This window comes from Orenia metallireducens (genome assembly GCF_003001995.1).
In the GTDB taxonomy this organism is placed as follows: Bacteria; Bacillota; Halanaerobiia; order Halobacteroidales; family Halobacteroidaceae; genus Orenia; species Orenia metallireducens_B.
Window position 1 is genome coordinate 37,219 of record NZ_PVNB01000006.1, and the last position, 21,764, is coordinate 58,982.

The 21,764-nt window shown below is 33.7% G+C and carries 20 protein-coding genes; all 20 read right to left on the minus strand.

Annotated elements, in window-relative coordinates; genetic code table 11:
• Positions 1 to 11 precede the first annotated feature (11 nt).
• The 20 genes from spoIIP to BX659_RS05900 all read right to left on the minus strand — a co-directional run bounded on the left by spoIIP (position 12) and on the right by BX659_RS05900 (position 21,490).
• Positions 12 to 1,109 carry a stage II sporulation protein P gene (spoIIP, locus tag BX659_RS05805; RefSeq protein WP_172431957.1) on the minus strand — a complete coding sequence of 366 codons (1,098 nt, stop codon included), beginning with the start codon at positions 1,107 to 1,109 and terminating at the stop codon, positions 12 to 14.
• Complete coding sequence (locus tag BX659_RS05810; protein ID WP_097018894.1) at positions 1,102 to 1,815, minus strand: DUF1614 domain-containing protein; 714 nt, start codon at positions 1,813 to 1,815, stop codon at positions 1,102 to 1,104. The genes spoIIP and BX659_RS05810 overlap by 8 nt, the downstream gene beginning before the upstream one ends.
• Before the next feature lie 354 nt (positions 1,816 to 2,169).
• On the minus strand, positions 2,170 to 2,430 hold the full coding sequence (locus tag BX659_RS05815) for a stage V sporulation protein S (protein ID WP_097018895.1): 261 nt from the start codon (positions 2,428 to 2,430) through the stop codon (positions 2,170 to 2,172).
• 126 nt (positions 2,431 to 2,556) lie between these two features.
• The gene (locus BX659_RS05820; RefSeq protein WP_097018896.1) at positions 2,557 to 3,342 is read right to left on the minus strand and encodes a TIGR00282 family metallophosphoesterase; all 786 of its coding nucleotides are present in this window, start codon (positions 3,340 to 3,342) and stop codon (positions 2,557 to 2,559) included.
• A 435-nt stretch (positions 3,343 to 3,777) separates the two neighbouring features.
• Positions 3,778 to 4,305, minus strand: a complete 528-nt coding sequence (locus tag BX659_RS05825) for a hypothetical protein (protein WP_097018897.1) — start codon at positions 4,303 to 4,305, stop codon at positions 3,778 to 3,780.
• Between the two features lie 248 nt (positions 4,306 to 4,553).
• Positions 4,554 to 6,083: a ribonuclease Y gene (gene rny / locus BX659_RS05830; RefSeq protein WP_097018898.1), complete on the minus strand. Its 1,530-nt coding sequence runs from the start codon at positions 6,081 to 6,083 to the stop codon at positions 4,554 to 4,556.
• 253 nt (positions 6,084 to 6,336) lie between these two features.
• On the minus strand, positions 6,337 to 6,999 hold the full coding sequence (locus tag BX659_RS05835) for an ATPase (RefSeq protein ID WP_097018899.1): 663 nt from the start codon (positions 6,997 to 6,999) through the stop codon (positions 6,337 to 6,339).
• 99 nt (positions 7,000 to 7,098) lie between these two features.
• A complete protein-coding gene (locus BX659_RS05840) occupies positions 7,099 to 7,371 on the minus strand; it encodes a hypothetical protein (protein WP_253250787.1) in 273 nt (90 codons plus the stop codon).
• 28 nt (positions 7,372 to 7,399) lie between these two features.
• Positions 7,400 to 8,995, minus strand: a complete 1,596-nt coding sequence (locus BX659_RS05845) for an AAA family ATPase (RefSeq protein ID WP_097018900.1) — start codon at positions 8,993 to 8,995, stop codon at positions 7,400 to 7,402.
• Positions 8,995 to 9,975 carry a metallophosphoesterase gene (locus BX659_RS05850; protein ID WP_097018901.1) on the minus strand — a complete coding sequence of 327 codons (981 nt, stop codon included), beginning with the start codon at positions 9,973 to 9,975 and terminating at the stop codon, positions 8,995 to 8,997. Before BX659_RS05850 ends, BX659_RS05845 begins: the two co-directional genes overlap by 1 nt.
• Before the next feature lies 1 nt (position 9,976).
• Positions 9,977 to 10,615, minus strand: coding sequence for a RecX family transcriptional regulator (locus BX659_RS05855; protein ID WP_097018902.1), 639 nt, complete (start codon positions 10,613 to 10,615; stop codon positions 9,977 to 9,979).
• Positions 10,616 to 10,779: 164 nt separating this feature from the next.
• Positions 10,780 to 11,853, minus strand: a complete 1,074-nt coding sequence (gene recA / locus BX659_RS05860) for a recombinase RecA (RefSeq protein WP_097018903.1) — start codon at positions 11,851 to 11,853, stop codon at positions 10,780 to 10,782.
• 158 nt (positions 11,854 to 12,011) lie between these two features.
• Entirely contained in the window at positions 12,012 to 12,581 is a 570-nt protein-coding gene (gene thpR, locus BX659_RS05865; RefSeq protein ID WP_097018904.1) for an RNA 2',3'-cyclic phosphodiesterase, read from the minus strand.
• A 160-nt stretch (positions 12,582 to 12,741) separates the two neighbouring features.
• Positions 12,742 to 14,148, minus strand: coding sequence for a metallophosphoesterase family protein (locus BX659_RS05870; RefSeq protein ID WP_097018905.1), 1,407 nt, complete (start codon positions 14,146 to 14,148; stop codon positions 12,742 to 12,744).
• 18 nt (positions 14,149 to 14,166) lie between these two features.
• The gene (locus BX659_RS05875; RefSeq protein WP_106231691.1) at positions 14,167 to 15,411 is read right to left on the minus strand and encodes a competence/damage-inducible protein A; all 1,245 of its coding nucleotides are present in this window, start codon (positions 15,409 to 15,411) and stop codon (positions 14,167 to 14,169) included.
• 468 nt (positions 15,412 to 15,879) lie between these two features.
• Positions 15,880 to 16,803, minus strand: coding sequence for a DUF4912 domain-containing protein (locus BX659_RS05880; RefSeq protein WP_106231693.1), 924 nt, complete (start codon positions 16,801 to 16,803; stop codon positions 15,880 to 15,882).
• Between the two features lie 343 nt (positions 16,804 to 17,146).
• Positions 17,147 to 17,824, minus strand: coding sequence for an outer membrane beta-barrel protein (locus BX659_RS05885; protein ID WP_106231694.1), 678 nt, complete (start codon positions 17,822 to 17,824; stop codon positions 17,147 to 17,149).
• 51 nt (positions 17,825 to 17,875) lie between these two features.
• Positions 17,876 to 19,327 (minus strand): hypothetical protein, encoded by a 1,452-nt coding sequence (locus BX659_RS05890; RefSeq protein ID WP_106231696.1) that lies wholly within the window; start codon positions 19,325 to 19,327, stop codon positions 17,876 to 17,878.
• 152 nt (positions 19,328 to 19,479) lie between these two features.
• Positions 19,480 to 20,970 (minus strand): AAA family ATPase, encoded by a 1,491-nt coding sequence (locus tag BX659_RS05895; protein ID WP_106231697.1) that lies wholly within the window; start codon positions 20,968 to 20,970, stop codon positions 19,480 to 19,482.
• Positions 20,963 to 21,490 (minus strand): hypothetical protein, encoded by a 528-nt coding sequence (locus tag BX659_RS05900; protein ID WP_106231699.1) that lies wholly within the window; start codon positions 21,488 to 21,490, stop codon positions 20,963 to 20,965. The genes BX659_RS05895 and BX659_RS05900 overlap by 8 nt, the downstream gene beginning before the upstream one ends.
• Positions 21,491 to 21,764 lie beyond the last annotated feature (274 nt).

Genomic DNA, 21,764 nt, shown 5'->3' on the forward strand with positions numbered 1-21,764 from the left:
TACCTCCACTCCTAATTATCATCCTCTCCTTTATCGTCGTCTTCTTTTACCCCCAAAGAGTTACTAAATGCACCACCAGCTCCAGTTTTATTTGCAAAGAATAAAAATCCTCCTATAACCAATACAATCGCTAAAATAATTCCTATAGCACTAAAAGCACCTGAGGATTCATTAGCTTTAGTTTGCTTAGTTGTAGTTCCTCCAATTCCTAAAGCACCTTCGCTTTCACCACCATAAAGTAATTTATTGATAGAATCAGCAAATAAATTCACACTAACACTGGCAGCTTCTTGAGGTTGTACATAGGTAGCAAACTCTAGTATCAAAGAACGGGGAGAGAGATCTTGATTATACTTACCTTTGGCATAGAAGATACCTTTGACCAGTCCTGGATAATATTTATCAGTAACGGCCTTAATCTCTTTAGCAAACTTATCATTGACCTTCATCTGAGGATTCTGACGTCCTACTACCATTCTAACCTGTCCAAACTTCTTACCATTTATATCAGCTGTGTACTCCTTACTATTAGGAACCCCATCACGATGTATATCAAAGATAGCATCAGGTCTCTTTCTTGCTAGTCTAGTAGCTGTTCTACGAGAACGTTCATAAGCTCCACCATCATGAGGATCATGTTTAGATTGATTATGGATAACCTCAATTCCCTTCTTCTCCAAAGCCTGAGCAAGCATTGCTGCTACATTAAACACATCTCCTTTACCAGGCTCACTATGGGTTCCACTGGTAGGCTTATAGGATTCATCACTATGGGTATTATAAAGAGCAATTAATTTATTACCCTTTTGAGCTAATAGTCCTTGAGATAAAGCAAATAAATTATCATCATCTTCTATTAGTTTTACTGTCCCCTCAAACTTAGCAATACATTTCTTACCATCTACTTTAATGATTCTATACTTCTTATTCTGCTCATTGAGATAATAATCACCTACACTGACTTCCATTGCCGTCTCAAAGATAACATCTCTGCTCTTTTCAGCAACTACCGTAAAATAATTCTGCTGCTGTGCATAAGTATTAGGTGAAGATAGCAGAAAGAATAGGGTAATAAGGAGAGAAGCAGTTATTAGAATCCTTTTATTCATCCTTTTCACCATCCTTATTCTCCTCTTTACCTTCATAACCTAGCTCTCCAACCTCCATTGAATGAGCCAACTTAGCATCATTAAATCTCTGACTAGCATCCTTATCATCTCTAAACAATCTTTCCCTAGACTCTCCTATCAACTCTACTAAAAGAACAGCTAATAATCCTCCAATAACTATTGAATCAAAGGCTCCTGCTCCACCTATATCTGCTTCCCCAGGAACTCCTCCTAAGGTAATTCTGACTACATGAATTAAATCATAAATTAAAAAACCTAAAGCACCTGCTACAAAAGCCTCTCTACGAGAACGGCCAATCAAATAAGCAATCACACCTGTGACTATTGGGAAGAGATAATTTGTATCTATTAATGTGTGCCCCTCTTCAAACTGATAAAATTGGGTTAAAGCAAAAATTGCTCCACCTGCCAATATCGTTGCTATTATCGTTCTAAAAACTTCCCCTCTATCTGCTTTAGATAAGAGATAGACAGCCAAAACGATAGGAACTACTGCTCCCCCTAAATTAATTGTAATTAAGGGATTAGTAGAAATTGGTATGTCTAGATAGCTACCCACTATCATTAAAGCAAAAAAGATAAGTAAGGCAGTCTTACTTAACCCCATTTTTTTTATCATCTGCTCTGCAAAACCAAAATAAATTATCAACTCTAAAGCTAGTAATAATATTACTCCTGTAGGCACTGCTTTTAGCCCCCTTTACTAAATTATATTTTTAAGTAGAATAACCAGATTTATTATTAGATAGTCTTAACCTGCTCTAATTTAATTATTCATTAGTGGTTTAAATATATATTCATCAAACTTTAAATCTCTTTTTAAAGTTTGATGACAGTGATGAGTAACAAGTGACAAAAGGAGATTTTTACTCGTTGCCTGTCACTCGTCACCGATTACTAAACTATCGCAATATCCCCATATTAAGATACTTACCTACTCAATTTCTATCAATCAAATATAAATAAATCAAACTAAAAAGTATTATATAAAGAAAAAAAGCAACCTCTTGGTTGCTTTTATAATATATCAATATTAAATTTATCTTGGCTGCACAATTAGTTTAATAGCCGTTCTTTCTTCTCCATCAATCTCAATGTCTGTAAAAGCAGGGATACAAATCAAATCAACTCCACTTGGTGCTACATAACCTCTTGCAATAGCTACTGCCTTTACTGCTTGATTTAATGCACCAGCTCCTATCGCTTGAAGCTCAGCTCCACCATTATCTCTTAATACACCAGCTAAGGCTCCAGCTACAGAATTAGGACTTGAACTAGATGATACTTTTAGTACTTCCATGTTTAAATACCTCCCCATTTGTTTTGATAAATTAATTTAATGAATTTTATTGTATATATTTACTTCAACATTTTCAAAACAATTCCTTCTTTTTTTGGAAAAAATATTATTTTTTATTTGAGAGTTTTAATTAGATTTATGTACCATGGCAACTCTTTTAACCTCTGTAGCTTTAGCAGTGTTATTATCGACTTCAACAATTAAACCAGATAATTTAGCATCACCGGTAGCTACTTTAAACCTGTTTGGCATCTGGGTTAAAAATCTCTCTAAGGGCTCATCGATATTCATACCCAAAATTGAATTTACTCCACCAGTTAAACCTAAATCAGTGATATAAGCAGTTCCTTGGGGCAATATCCGCTCATCAGCAGTTTGAACATGAGTGTGAGTTCCTACAATTGCTGATACTCTGCCATCAGCATACCAACCTAAGGCTTCTTTCTCTGCAGTAACCTCAGCATGGAAATCTACTACAATAGCATCAACTTGATCTTTTAACTCTTCAATGACCTTGTCTAAAGTACGAAAAGGGCAAAGATAATTCCCTATATATACCCTTCCCAAAAGATTAACCACACCCAAAGTAACGTCTCCTTTATTAATGATTTGAAATCCAACCCCAGGGGTTCCTTGAGGATAATTATAGGGTCTAATCACTTTGTCAGTGTCATCAATGAACTCAAAAATTTCTCTATTATCCCAAGTGTGGTTACCATTAGTTAATAAATCAATTCCATAATCAAGAAGTTCATCCATAACCCCTTTGGTTAAACCAAATCCTCCAGCAGCATTCTCTCCATTAGCTATAATAAAATCTAATTCTTCTGATTCAATAATTTGAGGAAGTAGCTCTCTTACTGCTTTTCTACCAGTTCTGCCTACTATATCCCCAATGAATAAAATTTTCATTTAAAGAGTTCCTCCTTATACTGTCCAATACCATCATATATATACACTATAGCTTAAAAATTCCTATATAAATTATTATAATTGTAAATATATAATAATTTATATAGTTAAGCTGGATTAATTTAATAAATCTGATATAATACGTTATCATTAAAAAATACTAGGTATTCTTAAATAGTTGATTATAAAATCATCTTTAATTTAAGATAAAACCTTATATACTTCTTGTTGATTTAAAATGTTATAACAAACATAACATTAACTACTAAGATTGATACCTTCTAATATAATAATATACTGTCTAACTTATTTAAATAATATTCACCAAAAGATCCTAATCTTATAAAAATAATAGATATCTATCAAATAATTTTTAATAAAAACAGTAGTTATTATCACTTTATAGCTAAAATTTATTTTATCATAGAATTTAATTTAAGCATTATTTCTGTTTTTATTAAATACTAAAACCTTATCCTCTTCTATAAATCCTAAATATTCACGACCCATATCTTCTAGCAGATTATCTTTAGATACCTCTTCAAGTAAAGAATCTATAGCAGAAGCACCCTTAGCATAATAAAAATTTTGATTCTTTAACAGCTTATCCTCAAAGATCTCTTTTAGAACTGAGATTATAAAATCTAATTCATTTTTAGAGCATCCCTCTAAATCTCTACTCAGATTTAACCTAGTTAGACCATTATAGTCATCCTTAGTAACTATAATATTCTGCTTATTCTTCTTTTTGAACTTGTTAAATAATCTAAAATGCTGCTCTATCTTTCTCTTCTGATTTAGCCAACTTTCATAAGTTATCTCTTCATCGATTAAAAAAGATATCTTTAAACTCTTCTCCTCCAAATTAATATCCACTGTATTAATAATCGGGTACTCAAGTAAAATAGATGTCAATAATTCTATGCTATTATCACGATTTAAGTTAACTTTATTTGTCTCCATAGTTAGCACTCCTTTAAAATTTACATTATTAGTCTATTCATTAGTTGATTGTTTTGTACTTATGTGCTACTTACTTTACTTATTTAATTACATATAGACTCACAAATTCCTGCTTAAAATAAAGAATTTTAATCTAAAAATAATACCTGTTAAAAAACTTTCTTCTAGATTTAAGATAATAATATTAATTAGGAATTAAGTTTAAAGGAGATATAGCAAAAGGTGACCACAAAGGGTCACCTTTAAAATTACTTAGCATATTGAACTGATCTTGTTTCTCTAACAACAGTTACTTTAATCTGTCCTGGATATTCTAAGTTTTCTTCTATCTTTTTAGCTACATCATAAGCTATTTTACTTGATTTAGCATCATCAACATCTTCAGGTTCAACCATAATTCTAATTTCACGACCTGCTTGAATGGCATAAGATTTCTCTACACCTTCAAAAGAGTCAGCAATATTCTCTAGATTCTCTAAACGTTTGATATATGATTCTAATGTTTCACGTCTAGCACCTGGTCTAGCAGCTGAAACAGCATCTGCTGCTGCAACTAATACCGCCTCTATAGATTGGGGCTCAACATCACCATGATGAGCTTCAATTGCATGAATAATCTTCTCTGATTCTCCATGTTTCCGAGCGAAATCAACCCCTATCTTGACATGGGATCCTTCAACTTCATGGTCAATTGCCTTACCTATATCATGAAGCAGTCCTGCTCTCTTAGCTATATTGACATCTACACCTAATTCAGCTGCCATCACACTAGCTAAATGAGCAACTTCAATAGAGTGTTTTAGTACATTTTGACCATAACTTGTCCTATACTTCAGTCTTCCTAATAGATACATAGTCTCGCGGTCTAAACCATGTACTCCTACATCAAAGGTAGCTTGTTCACCAACCTCATAAATCTTATCATCTATCTCTTGACGAGCCTTCTCCACCATCTCCTCTATGCGGGCAGGGTGAATTCTACCGTCTATAATAAGTTTTTCTAAGGCAATTCTAGCTATTTCACGTCTAATAGGATCAAATCCTGATAAGACAACAGCCTCTGGTGTATCATCGATAATCAAGTCAATACCTGTTAAACTCTCTAAAGCTCTAATATTTCTACCTTCTCTACCAATGATTCTACCTTTCATCTCATCATTTGGTAGCGATACCACTGAAACTGTGGTTTCAGCAACATGATCAGCAGCACAACGCTGGATAGCAGAAGAGATAACCTCTTTAGCTCTCTTGTTGGCTTCTTCTTTGGCTCTTGTTTCGATATCTTTAATCTTTTTAGCCATTTCATGTTCAATCTCATCTTCTACTTGGCTTAGTAATAATTCTCTAGCCTGTTGAGTTGTCAATCCTGCTAAATATTCTAGCTTCTCAACCTGCTTATCATATAAATCATTGATATCTCTTTCCTTCTTCTTAACAGAAACTTCTCGATTTTTAATGTTTTCTTCTCTAGATGTTAGAGTTTCAGCTTTACGTTCCAAATTTTCTTCTTTTTTCAGCAGACGACTTTCAAATCGTTGTAATTCATTTCGACGCTCACGACATTCTTTTTCAACCTCATCTTTAACTTGATGAGCCTCTTCTTTGGCTTCAACTAATAGCTCTCTTTTATTAGATTCAGCCTGACGTTTTGCGTCTTCAATAATTCTCTCTGCTTCTGTTTCAGCAGTTCCAATCTTACTCTCTGCAATATATTTTCTAACGGCAAAGCCAGTTATTACTCCAACTAATAAAGCAACAATCATTAAAACAAACTCCATGCCTTTCACCTCCATTCCATTATTAAGTTGTAAAATTACGAAGATTTAATTTTTTCTTAAGGAAGTACCACGTTTATATTTTATCTTCTTATAGTTATTATGTCAAGATAGAATGCCTCTGAGAGGGGTTTAATACCTTTATAATTGAATAAAGCCGATATACATTAACCTTATATTGTAATCTAAGTCAAAAATTAAATGATAACTACAACAAATCTTATAAATAATTACATCAGATGTCTAGCAAGATATGCTAAAATTCTTTAACAGCAACCTCACTTTTTCCATCCTTCAGTTCTACTCTAAAAGCTTTATCAGCCACTTCACTTAAGTGTTGTTGATGTGTAACTACAATAATTTGACGTTCAGAAAAACTATGTACCTCTTTTAAAAATTCAGTTACCCTAATTATATACTCCTCACTAACATGTTTAGCAGGCTCATCTAAGATAATCGATCCATCGATAGCTGGATTGTTATGGCTCTGTAAAATAGCTATTCTTAAGGCCAAAGAGACAACATCAACCACCCCTCCCCCACGAGCATCTTGGGGTTCATTTTTGACCCTATACTTATCCTCTTGAGAGACTACATAAAAATCTGCCCAAGGCTGTCCTCCCCGACTTCTCAGCTCTATTTCAAAGCTGAAATTCTCACCAAAAACATATTGTAAAAAGTGAGTCACCAAAGACTCTATCTGTTGCCTTGATTGTTCTCTAGCAAATTCAGAGGTCTCATGAAAAAGGAGGTTGACCTGCTCTAATAAATCTCTTTCACTCTTTCTCTTCTCCAACTTCAACTTACTCTCTGCAATTACCTGCTCTATATGCTCCTTGGTACCTTTCTTCTGGTCATATTCACTTTGCAATCTATTTATATTCTCTTCTAAGCCATTAATAATATCAGCTATAGGCATAAGATTTCCTCCTTCCCTATCTAAGTTAAAGTAGTGGGTAATAAGTAATGAGCAAACAGTTATAGTAAAACAAACTTGTTACTCATTACTCGTCACCAATTACTGTCCTACTTTCCCCTGTAATACATCTTTATCAGGTAACATCTCTTTAGCCTGTTTCAATAGTTCTTGAAGCTTAGCTTCTGTCTGCTTAATCTCTTCTTCTAAATTATCAGGTTCTACTCCAAACTCTTTTATCTCTGCTACCAACTTCTCATTATCCTTCTTTAAGGATTCCATTCTAGCCTCACTTTGCATCTTCAATCTATTAGCAGTATCCAACTCTTTTTTTATTTGAGTAATCTCCTGCTCATATTTAGCCATATTAGCCATTCAATTCACCCTTTCCATTTATTGTAAGTCACTCTTCACTCTTTATCTCTTCTAAGATATGCTCTATCACATTCTCATCAACCACACTCAAACAGGTCGGGCATCTTCCTTCTTCTTTTAAATAATCCCCATAAGCTTGAGCTAATTGATTGACCTTATCCTCCTGCTTGGCTAATAAAGTCGATAATTGATCCATCTCTCTTAAATTCCTTGCTCTAGCTTCCTTAAATTCTAATAACTTAGCTAGCTTAATCTTCTCTTGTTTCATTAGAGCAACTACCTCATCTGCCTTATCAATCTCAGCTAAGGATTTAGCTTGGATATACTCTCTTTTATATTCGTCTCTCATCTCTTTCTGTCTAGCTAAGACTTTAACTAGAGTCTTAGCTTTTTCTAAGAGATAAGGTAACTCTTTATCTACAATATCTATTACTTTGCTAACATCCTTACTTGCTTCAATGACCCTCTGTTTAGCTGCTATACCTTTGATATTTTCCCGATAGGCTTGATGATACTTGATTAGATAAGAAAGTTTATTGCTCTCTTGACTTAAGAGCTTAAATATATCTTCTACCTTGTCTAAGTCTTCAAGCTCTTCTAATATCCTACTTCCCACCTTGATACTATGCTCTTGCTTCTTATATTCAATAAAGTATCTATCTAAAATTCTCAATCTATCAACAGTTGATTCCAACTCTTCATAAACCTTAAATAATTCATCTATACCCTCTAACTCATCTAATATCTTGCTGTAAGTATTAAGTTCTGTTTGCTGTTCTTTGTAAATTTTTAGGTATGATGCCAACTTATCTAATCTGCTATTATTATCAGCTAAACTTAAATAAATTGACTCTAACTTATCTAAATCATTTAGTTGCTTCAATATCTTCTCAATCTCTTCTTGCTCACAAGCAAGCTGATCTTTTCTATCTTTGAAGCATTTTAATCTCTCTAATTTACTATCGATATTTTTTAGTTGAAGTAATAACTTTTTCTGAGCATCAATCTCGTCTTTAATCTCATTTAAATTTTCAAATTCCTTTAACTTCTCTTCGTTCTCAGCAATCAGCTCTGTAAGTTGGTTCTGCTCTGCACTGTTTCTTTTAATATCTCTAGTGGTACTTTGAATAGCAACATCAACAACATGAACATTGATCAATCTACCTAAGGTTTTGGCTCTAATCGATCCACTATCTGTTAAGAGAAAAGCACCTTCTAGTTGATAATCTATATTCAAAGTTGTCTCATCATCTGTCCCCAAATAGATCTTTCTCATCCCATGAATCTCTAGTATCTCTTCAGGTACTCCACTACCTACTTTCTCAAAGACATGCTCCTCCCCTTCAGGAGTGATTAAGATATACCTATTTTTACTGGGAGTCCGCTTCCGGATAATTTTAAAACCATTGCTTAACTCAATTCCTACCTGACACTTTTTTTTACCATGGCGGATAAAGTCACTTCCCCTAGGCTCATTATATAAGACCCATCTTAAGGCTCTAATAATTGCTGACTTTCCCTGATCCGAAGGACCTGTAATCACATTCAGACCTTGATCAAGATTTAATTTACTATTCTCATGGGATTGAAAATTTATCAGTTCAATGCTCTTAATACCTACCATTAATTATTCTCACCACCTTGACCAACCTCTTGCTGTGCAAACTCCAATCTATGTAGGGCTTCTTTAATTATATCTTCCTCTAACCCTTTATTAGCAGCTATCTTATTTAAGATAGCATCGATACTAAAGACCTTAAAATTATCAGAAGCCTTGATCTGCCTAACAAATTCAGCCAACTTCTTCTCCCTAAACTTCTCTTCCTCGATAGCCCTACGGTCTAAGACCTCTTTACCTTTTTGGGCAGACTTTAACTTTCTTAAAGTAATATTAAGCTCATCTTTTAGTTCAATAATCGCTACTTGCGGGGTTCGATTAATCTCTTTGATATCAGCACTTGCCCTTACCAATGAACCTGGATTTAAGAAATATCTGCCTTTATATTCCTTTACCCCAAAGCCTAAATGATAATGCCCTGCAATAGTAATATCTGCTTCTGTCTCTACATCCTCAATCAAGGTAAAACCAGACTCAAAAAAAGGTCTGTCCAATAACATTCCATGGACTATATGAATAGCATAATCAGCATTACTAGCCTTTTTAATGTTATAAGCATCACTATTTTTATTATCTAAGGTATAATCAAAGTTCCTTCCAGATAACTGTAGGGTTATCCCCCCCTTATCCTTTAATATTATCGCTTCATCAGGAATCAATTTAACAACCCCTGAAGCAATCAATAACCCCAACATTGTCCGTGGCAAGGTCTGAGGATTATGCCCATATAGATCGTGATTTCCTGCTACTATATAAATTGGCTTAGGATAAGTCCTTAGTACCTTGACAAATTCACCAACCACAGAAGGGGCTGTATCTGGACGATCAAATAAATCTCCACCATGGAGAATATAATCAACCTCTTCCTCAATTGCAATCTCTCTTACCTCTGTTAATTTCCTCAATAAAGTCTCTTTAAAGTCATCCAACCTCCTACTTGGATTGGTTCCTCTAATATGGGTATCTGTTAAAAATAAGAGCCTCACTCTACCCCTCCTCATCTAAATCATCTAACACTTCATTAATAATATCAAAGCTAAATCCCTTTCTCTGTAATGATTGAGCCAATTTATTTCTTTTTTCCCAAGCATCATATTTGCGGTATCGCTTCTCCTTCTTTTTAGCCAACTTAAAAGCATTCTGATACTGGAGATCATAACTGTATTCACTGGACAACTCTTCTTTGATTATTCTCTCATCGACCCCTTTTTCCTTAAGCTGCATCTTAATAACCCAAGGCCCATACTTTCTAGTTATTCTATCTCTAATCCAAGCCCCTGCAAATTCTCTATCATCAATATAGTTCAATCGTTCTAATACCTTAATTACCTGTTCAATAATAAATTCATCAAAGCCTTTATCAGCTAGTCTACCTTTTAGCTCTTGGCAACTTCTTTGCCGATAGGATAAGAGGTTAAAAGCAGCCTTCTTGGCTTGAATAAAATCTTCTTGATTTAATATATACTCTAAAATATCCTCTGTTAATTTATAGCCTTTCTTCAACTTAAACTTATAAATCAATTCTGCATCGATCCCTACGAAAAATTCACCATCAACGAAGATAGAGCACCTTCCACTATTTCTCTTTTGGGCTTCAATCTTAGTTATTTCTCCAACAAAATCCATTACCCTCAACACCCCATAATCTCTTTACTCTACAATAATCTTAAAATTAGTATTAATCACAAATTTCATTGTTGAACCTATATATAACACTAGCCACAGGTTTGAACCTGTGGCTAACAAAATAATTCATAGTTTCTTAAAAAGCCCTTTAAAGAGCTTTTTCATTAAGCTGACTCTTTGTTCTCTTTCTTTCCTTTACTATCCTTAGCTTTATCCTTATCTTCCTGCTCTGGCTGAGCCTCTTCTTGAATTATTCCTATCTTAACCTTAACCTTACGCTCAATCTCCTTTAATAGTTCTGGCTTAGTCTCTAAATAATTTTTAAAATTATCTCTACCTTGTTCTCGATGGTCATCACCATAAGAGTACCAAGAACCAGCTCTCTCAACTATATCCTCTTCTACCGCCATATCTAAAATACAACCTGCTGCTGAAATCCCTGTACCATACATGATATCAAATTCAGCAGTTTTAAAGGGAGCTGCCACCTTATTTTTAACTACCTTTACTTGGGTTTTATTACCTAGGTATTCATCACCATCTTTAATAGTCTGCCTTCTTCTGACATCCAATCTGACTGAAGAGTAGAATTTAAGGGCTCGTCCACCAGAAGTAGTCTCTGGGCTACCAAACATTACGCCAACCTTTTCACGAATCTGATTGATAAAGACACAAGTACATTTAGATTTACTTAATACACCTGATAGTTTTCTCATCGCTTGAGACATCAAACGTGCCTGTAGTCCAACGTGAGCATCTCCCATTTCTCCTTCAATTTCAGCTTTTGGTACCAAAGCTGCTACTGAGTCAATAACAATTAACTCTACAGCACCACTGCGGGCCAATGCTTCACATATCTCTAAAGCATCCTCACCAGTATTAGGCTGGGATACTAACAATTCATTGATATTTACTCCTAAATTCTGAGCATATTTAGGGTCTAAAGCATGCTCTGCATCAATAAAAGCAGCTACTCCACCTTCTTTTTGCACCTCCGCAATCATATGTAGGGTTACTGTAGTCTTACCAGAACTCTCTGGCCCATAAACCTCTATAATCCTTCCTTTAGGAACACCACCTACACCTAAAGCTACATCTAAGGATAAAGCACCTGTAGAGATAGCCTCTACATCCATCACCTTAGCTTCTCCTAGCTTCATAATTGAACCTTTACCAAACTCTTTTTCAATCTGGCTAAGAGTTCTCTCTAAAGCTTTCTTCTTCTCTGCTAATGACATACTATCCACTCCTTCTATTAATAATAAGCCTAGAAGCCTGAAATAATCATTACTCTTCTTTAACATGATAATATTATATTATATATTCTTTTAAAAAGCAATTACATAAAATGTATGCCCTATTAATGATAGTTAATCAAATTATCGCTATTTTATTATTAAAATTCCACCTCAAATAAAGAGTTATACACAACCCCTTTAGGTGTCAGCCTGCTCTTCATTAGTGATATTTTATTTACCTGTTGTTTACAGTCAATTTCAAAGGGAAATTCTTTTATCCTCTTACTAATTAAAGTAAAATTCTTCTCTTTACGGCCTGTCCTACCTAAAGTAATATGGGGGAGATAACTGTGAGCTTCTGCCTTAAAGCCCAAATCCAACATCGAATCTTCAAGCAATTGTTGTAACTTCTTTAAGTTCTCTTGACCATCATCTATACCAGTCCAAATTACCTTAGGATAATCTAGATTAGGAAAAGCACCTAAACCTTTAATTCTGATATCAAATTTATCTACCTCCCCTTTTAAAGCCAATAACTTCTGTTCAATAGCATCAATATTATCTACATTAACTTCACCCAAAAATTTAAGGGTAAGATGAAGGTTACACTTATCAACCCACTTTATCTCTAAAGAACAGTCCCTTAAAATATTCTTAATCTTCTCCAATTTCTCCTTAATAAGATCTTCTAATTCTATAGCAATAAAGAGCCTTAATTCTTCACCCACTTTAAATCTCTCCCTTCTATAGTCATCCAACTTCAGAATAGAATCTAAATTAAAGTAAAGTTGGACGACAGTGACAAGTAACCAGCAACTAATTAAAATCCAAAACGTAAAAATAACATAAGTTAATCAGATATCTATAAATATCTATATTTTAGAAAGTTTAATCAACTTCTTTTTCTTTATCCATCCCCTTATCATTAATTAACTTTCTTTCTAAGATAAAACCACTATGGCGATCATAGAATTTAATAATATCAACTACATCTAAAGACCATTTCTCTGGTTCTTCTGTTGAACTGTTATAATGTAATAAGGCAACAGAGTAGGGGATTCCTTCCTCACTCTGTAAACCTCTAATTCCAGAAGCACCAGTAGTCCCTGCATCTATAATTGTAGTTCCTTTCATATCATAAATCTTAAAGACATGGTCATGCCCATGTAGTAATAAAGGAATCTCTCCTAATAACCCCTTTCCTAGCTTAAAGTTATGGGTAATCACTATATCAGGAGTTACCTTTAATCTAGCAACTAGCTCTTCCAAGCCTTCTTTATATTCTGCCATATCCTCTTCTTCTAAAGGCTTAATTTGATTGCTTTTAGCAGCAGGATCTTCTACCCCTGCTATCACTAGCCCTTTAATATTGATTACATCTGCTTGTAAGACGATTACATTTTCAAACTCTCTCATACTCTCGACAATATCTGGTGAGTCATGATTACCTGCTATAAAGATATAGGGTACCTTTAAATCATCTATTCTCTTTAATAATTCACCCTCTAGTGGAGTACCATAATCGGTAATATCCCCTGTATCAATAATTAAATCTACTCCAAAACTATCTACTATCTCTTCTACAAAGGGCAAAGCTACAGGGTTATTATGAATATCTGTAATATGTAAGACCTTCAAATCCCCAGTTACCCTACTTAGCGGTCTTAAAGTATCAACCTTTGAGAATAGCTCTGCCATATTAGAGGCAATCAATTCCATCTCTTCACCCAATTGATCTATACTATCTAAACCTTTTTGAATCATACCAATCATCCATGGTGCAGCTTCTAACATTCCTTCATAATTGGGATCATTAAACTTTGATAAGTCATAAGTATAATAGGTCATTGTAGTTAATATAAGTACAATTATGATTCCCATTATAGTCCCTATTAGAATAGATTGACGATCAAACTTAATCAAACTTGCCCCAACTATTCCACCCAAGATAGCTATCACAGCTAATCTGATCATAAATAATTGAACAACAACATTTCCCTTCTCTTTTAGTAAGGAGATTAACTCATCTTTGCTCTTGATATTCTCTATTATTGCCTTTAATCGCTCTTGATGAATTGCATCCAAGGTTAGATTTATATCTAAAGGGGACTTATGGGTACTAGCTCTGATTCTACCTACAGGAGGAAAATCAAAAACTGTAGCAGGTTGATCTGATAGCTTTAAATCAATTTCAACATCAAAAGCACTTAATTTATAGACCTTGGCAGAGGTAAAATTAATTAAAAATAGTATAATAGCAGTTGCTAAAATTATCTTTCCCACTAGCCCCTTCATCTTATCTTCCTTTCCCTATCAGCTTGTAGCTAAAAGCTTCTTTCTTAGTAAGTTTAAAATCACCTGAGAGGTCATATACTTAACCTTTCCCCGGCTACCATTAAATTGATACTTATAGCTCTCTACACCATTCTTATCAGCTATAGCCATATAGACTAGACCAACAGGCTTCTCTATACTACCTCCTCCTGGTCCAGCAATCCCTGTAGTGGATATACCAATATCAGTTTTAGCTAAATCCCTTACACCCTTAGCCATCTCTTCAGCTGTTTGACTACTGACAGCACCATACTTTTTTAATGTACTCTCCTTAACCTTTAATAGATCCACCTTAGCTTGATTACTATAACTAATTACTCCTCTTTCAAAATAAGCAGAACTACCTGCTACACTGGTCAATCTATCGCCAATCAGTCCCCCTGTACAGGATTCTGCTGTCGCAATGGTCAGCTTCCTAGCCCATAATAATTTAGCTACTACCCCTTCTAAGTTATCATCATCATAACCATAAATATACTCCCCTATTCGCTCTCGCAACTTAGCTTCCTTTAAATTAATTAACTTATTAGCCTCTTCTTCACTATCAGCTTTAGCTGTTAATCTCAGCTTTACTTCCCCTTGACTGGCTAAAGGGGCTATCGTAGGGTTTGTTTGCTCTATTAAAATATCTGAAATCAACTCTTCTAAAGATGATTCTCCTATCCCACAAGTCTTAATTACTCTAGATTTAATCACTTCAGCCTTTGAAAACTTCTTTTTCAAATATGGTAGCACAGTCTCAACCATCATTGCTTTCATCTCTATAGGTACTCCTGGCATTGCTACAATAATCTTCCCAGCTTGATCTAATAATATTCCTGGAGCTGTACCCTCAGAGTTAGCAATAGCTACTGCACCCTCAGGTAAATAAGCCTGTTTGATATTGTTATCAGCCATATTACGGCCCATCCTATTAAAATAACCCTTGATCTCCTCTAATAAATCTTCACTTTTGCTTAAATCTAATCCTAAAGCTTCCGCTATGCACTCTCTAGTCAAATCATCTTGAGTCGGTCCTAAACCTCCAGTTGTAATAATAATATCAGAGCGCTCAATAGAGCTTTGAAGTGTATCTAAAATCCTCTTCTTATTATCCCCAACTGTTGCCTTATAATACAGATCAACACCTATCTCTGCTAACTTTTGCCCTATCCATTGGGAGTTAGTATCTATAATCTGCCCTAATAATAGTTCTGTACCAATAGTAATAATTTCAGCTTTCATTCATAATCACCACCTAATAAAAATTTATACATTATGACTGCAAATTATAATCACTAGATATACTTTACAAGTCCAAAACTTTTATACTTTAAAATTCTAATTACTTTCAGCTGGATTAGATCTATGATATATGTATAAATAAGATTCTTTATACCTTTTAAATCACCTTCAAATCAATTAGATTTACAAATTAATTCAAAAGAAAAGCTTAGACTCTAATTCTAATAAAAAAGTAATACAACAAAGAGATAAAACGGTACTTTTTGATTAGCTACTAGCTGCTAGCCGTTAGCCACTGGCTAAGAACTTATAAAATTAACAGCCAGTGTCCAGTAGCTAGAACCTAGTAGCAAAACTGTCGTAATATACCCCATTATCCCTTACTAGCTATTAAAATTCAGCTACTATAATCTCTTCACTAAAAAGAAAAAAGCTAGGATATCCTAGCTTTTTTATCATATTCTGTTATTAGTTTGAAGCATTAATAGTCTCCTTAGAACCCTCTAAAGGTCCTTTTAAGAGTTCAATAGAACTATAAATTTGATCTAAATCATAAACTTCACTGACTGACTCTAGCTTTCTAAGAATATCTATAGAGCTATATCCGCCTTCTCTCTGTTCAAATAATAGTCCACCAGATAATAGGTATAATTTCTCCATAGTTTCTTGAACGGTCATCCATTCCTCATCTAATCTATCACTTACCTTATTGGTTGGCATAGTAACTTTATTAGATTCAAGCATAGAGTAAAAATTACCTTCCTCATCTACTACTCCTAATTTCACAAAATAACTATTAGTAGTCTCTAAGTCATTTAGCCACCAGCTATCATTATCTAAACCAACTTCAATATCATACTCTGAATCTGTAGTTAGGTTATAAATTCTTAAGGATAGCTTAGCCTCATTAACGTCATTGACACCACTTTGAGCTATCACTTCATTTATTTTATCCTGAGTATATTCCCAATACAGATGAGCTGTCTGAGGATTTTTAACCTGTAAGACCAATTCATTTACTCCATACTTCTCTGGAACCTGATATTCATTGACAATATCTATCCCTTCATTCAACTCAAACTCTTTCTTCTTATCTTCAACTAGCTCATCACTTGAAGCTCCGCTCGATGGTGCTTGTTCATCTTCATCTAATTGCTTTAAGTTCACTTCTTGAATTTGATTAGTAATTTCATCTTTTACCCCTGCAAAGAGCTTCTTGCCAATTCCTGATACCAACTTCAACTCTTCTAAGCTATCAAAACTACCTTTCATCTCACGATAATCAACGATTCTACCTGCTAAAGCAGGACCTATTCCTTTTAAAGTCGTCAACTCTTCAACTGTAGCAGTATTGATGTTGATTTTAGTTGATTTATCTTTTTCTGTTACCATTGTTTAACCCCCTTCAACTTCTTAAAAATTAAACTGAAATAATTTATAAAATAAAATTTGAAATTAACTAACAGAATAACATTATAAGAATTTATCTGTTATATATTATCCCTATCAAATTCATTTAATAATAGTAAGTATCTATAATTAATATAACCTTTAAAGCAATTTTAATCTATGATTTACCTACTATTTATATAGTTAGATATAAATACCTATTCACCTGCTGGTTTTTGATTTTTTTTAAAATCTGTATTTAGGGGGATTTTAGTTTCTTAAATACAGCTAGCTAATAAGTTGAAGTACTTATCAATTGCTAAATTGAGAGACTCTTCTTTTTGATCTAGAATTTATAAGAAAGACCAATACTAGCAACTAAGCCCTTCATCTTCAATTCTTCATTATCTATATCTATAACTTTATATTTATAGTTACTATACTTTTCTGTTATATCGATATTATTCATATAATATCCCATATCTAGTATGAAACTTAACCTTTGATTGATTGGATGAGTCATCACTACACCAAGCATTAGACCCAGTCCATCGCCTCTTCTCATATCACTATCAAAGCCTTCTCCACTAAAATGCTCCTTATATTTATTATAATTAATATTAAGATAAGGACTCCAATTAGGATTTACTGAATAAATAATCTTAGTATAATAACTATCTAGTTGAGAAGTGTACTTATTATTTTGACCTTCACTACCAGTTGACCATTCAGCTATAATATTATTCTTACGCAAGCCAACCCCTAATGCTAATTTATGATTAAACCAATAAACTAACTCTCCATAATATCCAGTTCCTTGGTGTAAATCCTCTCTTATGAAATTATCATTTAACATCTTTATAGTAGAACCATCTTTGATCTTAATATCATAATATTTATAGATATAATTGCTATAATTAAAACTACCTCTAAACTCTACTTTGTCCTCTTTCTCCATAGCTTGACTACTAGAACTAAACAATAAGATTATTAATAAAACTAATAGATATTTTTTCAAATTCATACACTCCTAAACTAATAAGGACGGTCTTAAGACCGCCCTCTAAATTAATTATTATTCTTTAACTCTCTTTACAACTTCTAAATTTGAATCAACTTTAACTACATAACTATTTTCATCTGCAGAATGTCCTGCTAATAAATAATCATTATCCGTAGCTTTAGCAACACCATATAAATATCTACCATAATTTTGTTTATAAGTATAATTCGAAGAACCAGATTTTATCTTAACAACAACCCCTTGTTCTTTATCTTCTTCACCAACTACTACATAATCTGTTCCATCTACAATCACATCTCTAAAGACTAAACCTGACTCTAACTTAGTAGAATTAGCTATATTACCGTTACTATCAACCTCAGCTATATAACCATTATCGCCAACTACTACAAATTCAACATTTTTATTGTTTTTAATTTCTTGGCTAACTTCTTTGATCTTATATAATTTAGAGCCAAAATCGGTTTCCAAAGTTTTTATCTGGAAGTCTGAGTTTAATGTTAATAATATTCCATCGGAATCATTTCTACTATTTCCTGTATATCCAACAGCAATATACCCATCATCAGTCTCTACAATAGACTCTAAATTATAATATGGATTTGATAAGGTAGTATCTTTTTCATTTAAAAAATAATAGTCCTCTTTATCACTTCCATCAGCTATATTTATTTTAGTTATATATGGTAATACAGTCTCGCCATCATCATAATTTCCTACAGCAACTATATAATCGGAAGTAAAAACATGAGTTGATACTATTCCACTTCTCAAATATACTTTTGTAGTAACTTGATCTTCTTGACTGTCTTCATCCTCAGGATTATATTCTTCTTCAATCTCCATCTTGTTATTCAACTTTAAAACAAATGATTTATAAAAACCACTACTTACTTCTCCATAACCTATTAAATAGTAACTATCTCCTAATCCCCAATGAGCTATATCCTGTACATCATAAAATCTACCATCACGATCAAATTCTTTCTGGTCAATGATTAGGCCTCGATTATCTGCCTTGACCATATAAGGATTTTTAGCTTCTTCTAGTGCCAATGGTCCAATCGTACCAGCTGCAATATATCCTTCACGTTTCTTATCACTAGTAGTTACAATGGCATGAAAAGTACCTTCTGCATATTCAGTTTTGCTTTCATTTTTTAATACTTCTATACTAGGTAAGTTCTTTTCAGTATTGTTAATCATAACACTAATATTAACTGTTCCATATTGAGCAGCTTCCTCTGATGGAATAAATTTAGTATTAGCATCATTTGGTGCAGTAAAGATTCCCATATTAGCACCTGCAACTTCCCATATATAACTAGAACCAGTTTCTCCTGTCGCAACAAATTCATCACTTTCAACACCAACTATAACTTGATCTGGTCCTTCTACACCTTCAATCAATTCAGTAGTAGTACTATCCCCAGAACACCCTGCCATCACAGCTACAAGTAACATTAATGACAATACTATTATTCCTTTTTTCTTACTTAGCATAATTTTCACTCCTTATTAATTTAAATTATATAATTCCCAACTAATTATCCCGATGAGTATAATTCAATATGTAATACCCATAAACTCATTATATCGTAGCTAATTTAATTCTGCAATAAAAAAACAGACCAACATAAGTTGTTAGTCTGCTTCTAAGCTACACTCTCTTTGTTTTTAGATAATAGTTCTCTAAAGTCATCACCTGTAATACTCTCTTCTTCTAATAAGATCTCTACTACTTGGTGAATAAAATCGCTATTGGCTTTAATCACTCTTCTTACTAACTCCTCTTGATCTGCAATAATTTCAGAGGTAGTCTCGTGTAATAGCTTACCTGGAAGGCTATCCTTACTTACTACTCCTAATTTGGACATTCCTGAGAAAATAATCTGCTTGGCAACTTCAATTGCCTTCTCAAAGTCATTACTTGCTCCTGTACTTCTATTACCTAAAATCTCTTCTTCTACTAAAGAACCGGCTACCAAGACAGCAATCTGATTCTTTAAGTAGTCGATAGTCTGTAGGTAATAGTCATCCTCTGGATTATGGCGAACATAACCTAAGGCTCTACCACGAGAAGTAATTGTAATATTAGATACAGACTTTGGATTTACTATCTCTCCTAAGAGGGCATGTCCAACCTCATGATAAGCTACTCGCTTTAATTCCTCTTTATTGGGGCGACGATTTAACTTCTCACCCATCATTACCTTATCAATAGCCTCTTTAAAGTGATTCCTATTAATTGTTTCTGCATCTTCACGCATAGCCATAATAGCCGCTTCATTGGTCAAGCTCTCTAATTGAGCACCAGAGAAACGGAAGGTCTCTTTAGCTAACTGTTCTAAATCAACATCATCAGCTAAAGGCTTATTATGGGTATGAATCTTTAAGATATGCTCTCTACCCTCTCTATCTGGTAAATCTACCTTGACAATACGATCAAAACGCCCTGGTCTTAAGAGAGCCTCATCTAGAATATCAATTCTGTTTGTAGCACCAACTACTAAGACATTAACTTGATCATCTACACTGATACCATCAAGCTCCACTAGTAATTGGTTAAGGGTCTGATCATATTCCATATGGCTAGAGTTACTACCACGCTTACCACCTAATACATCTATCTCATCGATAAAGATAATCGCATTATTCTTATCGGCTTTCTTAGCCTTATCACGGGCATCCTTAAATAGTTTTCTAACCCTTTTAGCACCAACTCCTGCATACATCTCAATAAACTCACTACCTGAAGTAGAGATGAAGATAGAGTCGATATAGTTAGCTGCTGCTTTAGCCATTAAGGTCTTACCAGTTCCTGGAGGACCACTTAGCATCAAGCCCTTTAAGGGTCTAATCCCTAGCTTCTTAATCTCTTCTTTACTCTTGACAAATTCCAATGCTTCTAATAACTCATTTTTAGCTGAATCCTGTCCACCAATATCAGCAAAGTCTACCTTTGGAACCTTATTATCATCTTTATTTGAAATAGCAAAGTTATCCCCTAAAGCCTGCTTGTTTAATGAATTGAATAAAAAGTAACCTAAGCCTCCCAAAAGTACCATTGGAAAGAGGTTGATTCCATTAACAGCTAAGAAGATAATTGCTGCTACTCCAATTCCTAACCCAAAATCTTTAGCCATTCATCTCACCTCCTAATCTCTTCTTTTGACTCCGTTTAACTACTTTATATAATTCCTGCTTCTCTTTAATCAAAGTTAAATAAAGATAATCAGTATCAACCTTAATCTCTGATTTATCTAATTGATACTCCTTAGCAAAATTATCAACTCTCTCTCCTAGTTTAACAAACTCTCCTGTCTCTAAAGCCTCATATAAAGCCAAATTAATTCCTTCATACATCTCAGTTAATTCAGCAGAATCAGAGTTAATAACTAACTTATATCTCTCATCTTTAGTGGTCTCTTTTATTCTATCATTAATACCTTCATAAACTTCAATTAAATTGTCAACGGCTCTTAAAGTAACTTCCACTTTATAAATTGTACTAGATTTATCAATCTCTACCCTTTCTACACCATCAATTCTCAATAAATCATCATTTAATGCATGATTAAATTTATAGCTATCCACAAGGTAACTTCCTGCAAAAAGAACTGTTAAGGTTAAAATTAAAGCCAATAAGCTTCTCTTGATATTCATCATTACTGCCTCCTTTCATAATTCGGATAACAATTGTCATATCGACAACAAAATTTATTATAACATAATTTTTTACAGGAATCTAATGTAAATAACTTGTAATTAATGTAATCTGAAGTATGAGATTAAGGCTAAGCCTGAATAAAACATAAAATATTATTTCAATCTTCTACTTATACTTAGACTTAATAATTGTTACAATATATCTACTAACTGTTACAATCAATAATAAAATGGCTCTTCCACGACTTTTGTGAAAATAATTTAGAATCAA

What these genes read in the sequence shown, in the direction of transcription:
- spoIIP (WP_172431957.1), bottom strand. Translation starts at nt 1,109, where the DNA reads ATGAATAAAAGGATTCTAATAACTGCTTCTCTCCTTATTACCCTATTC.
- BX659_RS05815 (WP_097018895.1), bottom strand. Translation starts at nt 2,430, where the DNA reads ATGGAAGTACTAAAAGTATCATCTAGTTCAAGTCCTAATTCTGTAGCT.
- BX659_RS05820 (WP_097018896.1), bottom strand. Translation starts at nt 3,342, where the DNA reads ATGAAAATTTTATTCATTGGGGATATAGTAGGCAGAACTGGTAGAAAA.
- BX659_RS05825 (WP_097018897.1), bottom strand. Translation starts at nt 4,305, where the DNA reads ATGGAGACAAATAAAGTTAACTTAAATCGTGATAATAGCATAGAATTA.
- rny (WP_097018898.1), bottom strand. Translation starts at nt 6,083, where the DNA reads ATGGAGTTTGTTTTAATGATTGTTGCTTTATTAGTTGGAGTAATAACT.
- BX659_RS05835 (WP_097018899.1), bottom strand. Translation starts at nt 6,999, where the DNA reads ATGCCTATAGCTGATATTATTAATGGCTTAGAAGAGAATATAAATAGA.
- BX659_RS05840 (WP_253250787.1), bottom strand. Translation starts at nt 7,371, where the DNA reads ATGGCTAATATGGCTAAATATGAGCAGGAGATTACTCAAATAAAAAAA.
- BX659_RS05845 (WP_097018900.1), bottom strand. Translation starts at nt 8,995, where the DNA reads ATGGTAGGTATTAAGAGCATTGAACTGATAAATTTTCAATCCCATGAG.
- BX659_RS05855 (WP_097018902.1), bottom strand. Translation starts at nt 10,615, where the DNA reads ATGGATTTTGTTGGAGAAATAACTAAGATTGAAGCCCAAAAGAGAAAT.
- recA (WP_097018903.1), bottom strand. Translation starts at nt 11,853, where the DNA reads ATGTCATTAGCAGAGAAGAAGAAAGCTTTAGAGAGAACTCTTAGCCAG.
- BX659_RS05870 (WP_097018905.1), bottom strand. Translation starts at nt 14,148, where the DNA reads ATGAAGGGGCTAGTGGGAAAGATAATTTTAGCAACTGCTATTATACTA.
- BX659_RS05875 (WP_106231691.1), bottom strand. Translation starts at nt 15,411, where the DNA reads ATGAAAGCTGAAATTATTACTATTGGTACAGAACTATTATTAGGGCAG.
- BX659_RS05880 (WP_106231693.1), bottom strand. Translation starts at nt 16,803, where the DNA reads ATGGTAACAGAAAAAGATAAATCAACTAAAATCAACATCAATACTGCT.
- BX659_RS05885 (WP_106231694.1), bottom strand. Translation starts at nt 17,824, where the DNA reads ATGAATTTGAAAAAATATCTATTAGTTTTATTAATAATCTTATTGTTT.
- BX659_RS05890 (WP_106231696.1), bottom strand. Translation starts at nt 19,327, where the DNA reads ATGCTAAGTAAGAAAAAAGGAATAATAGTATTGTCATTAATGTTACTT.
- BX659_RS05895 (WP_106231697.1), bottom strand. Translation starts at nt 20,970, where the DNA reads ATGGCTAAAGATTTTGGGTTAGGAATTGGAGTAGCAGCAATTATCTTC.
- BX659_RS05900 (WP_106231699.1), bottom strand. Translation starts at nt 21,490, where the DNA reads ATGAATATCAAGAGAAGCTTATTGGCTTTAATTTTAACCTTAACAGTT.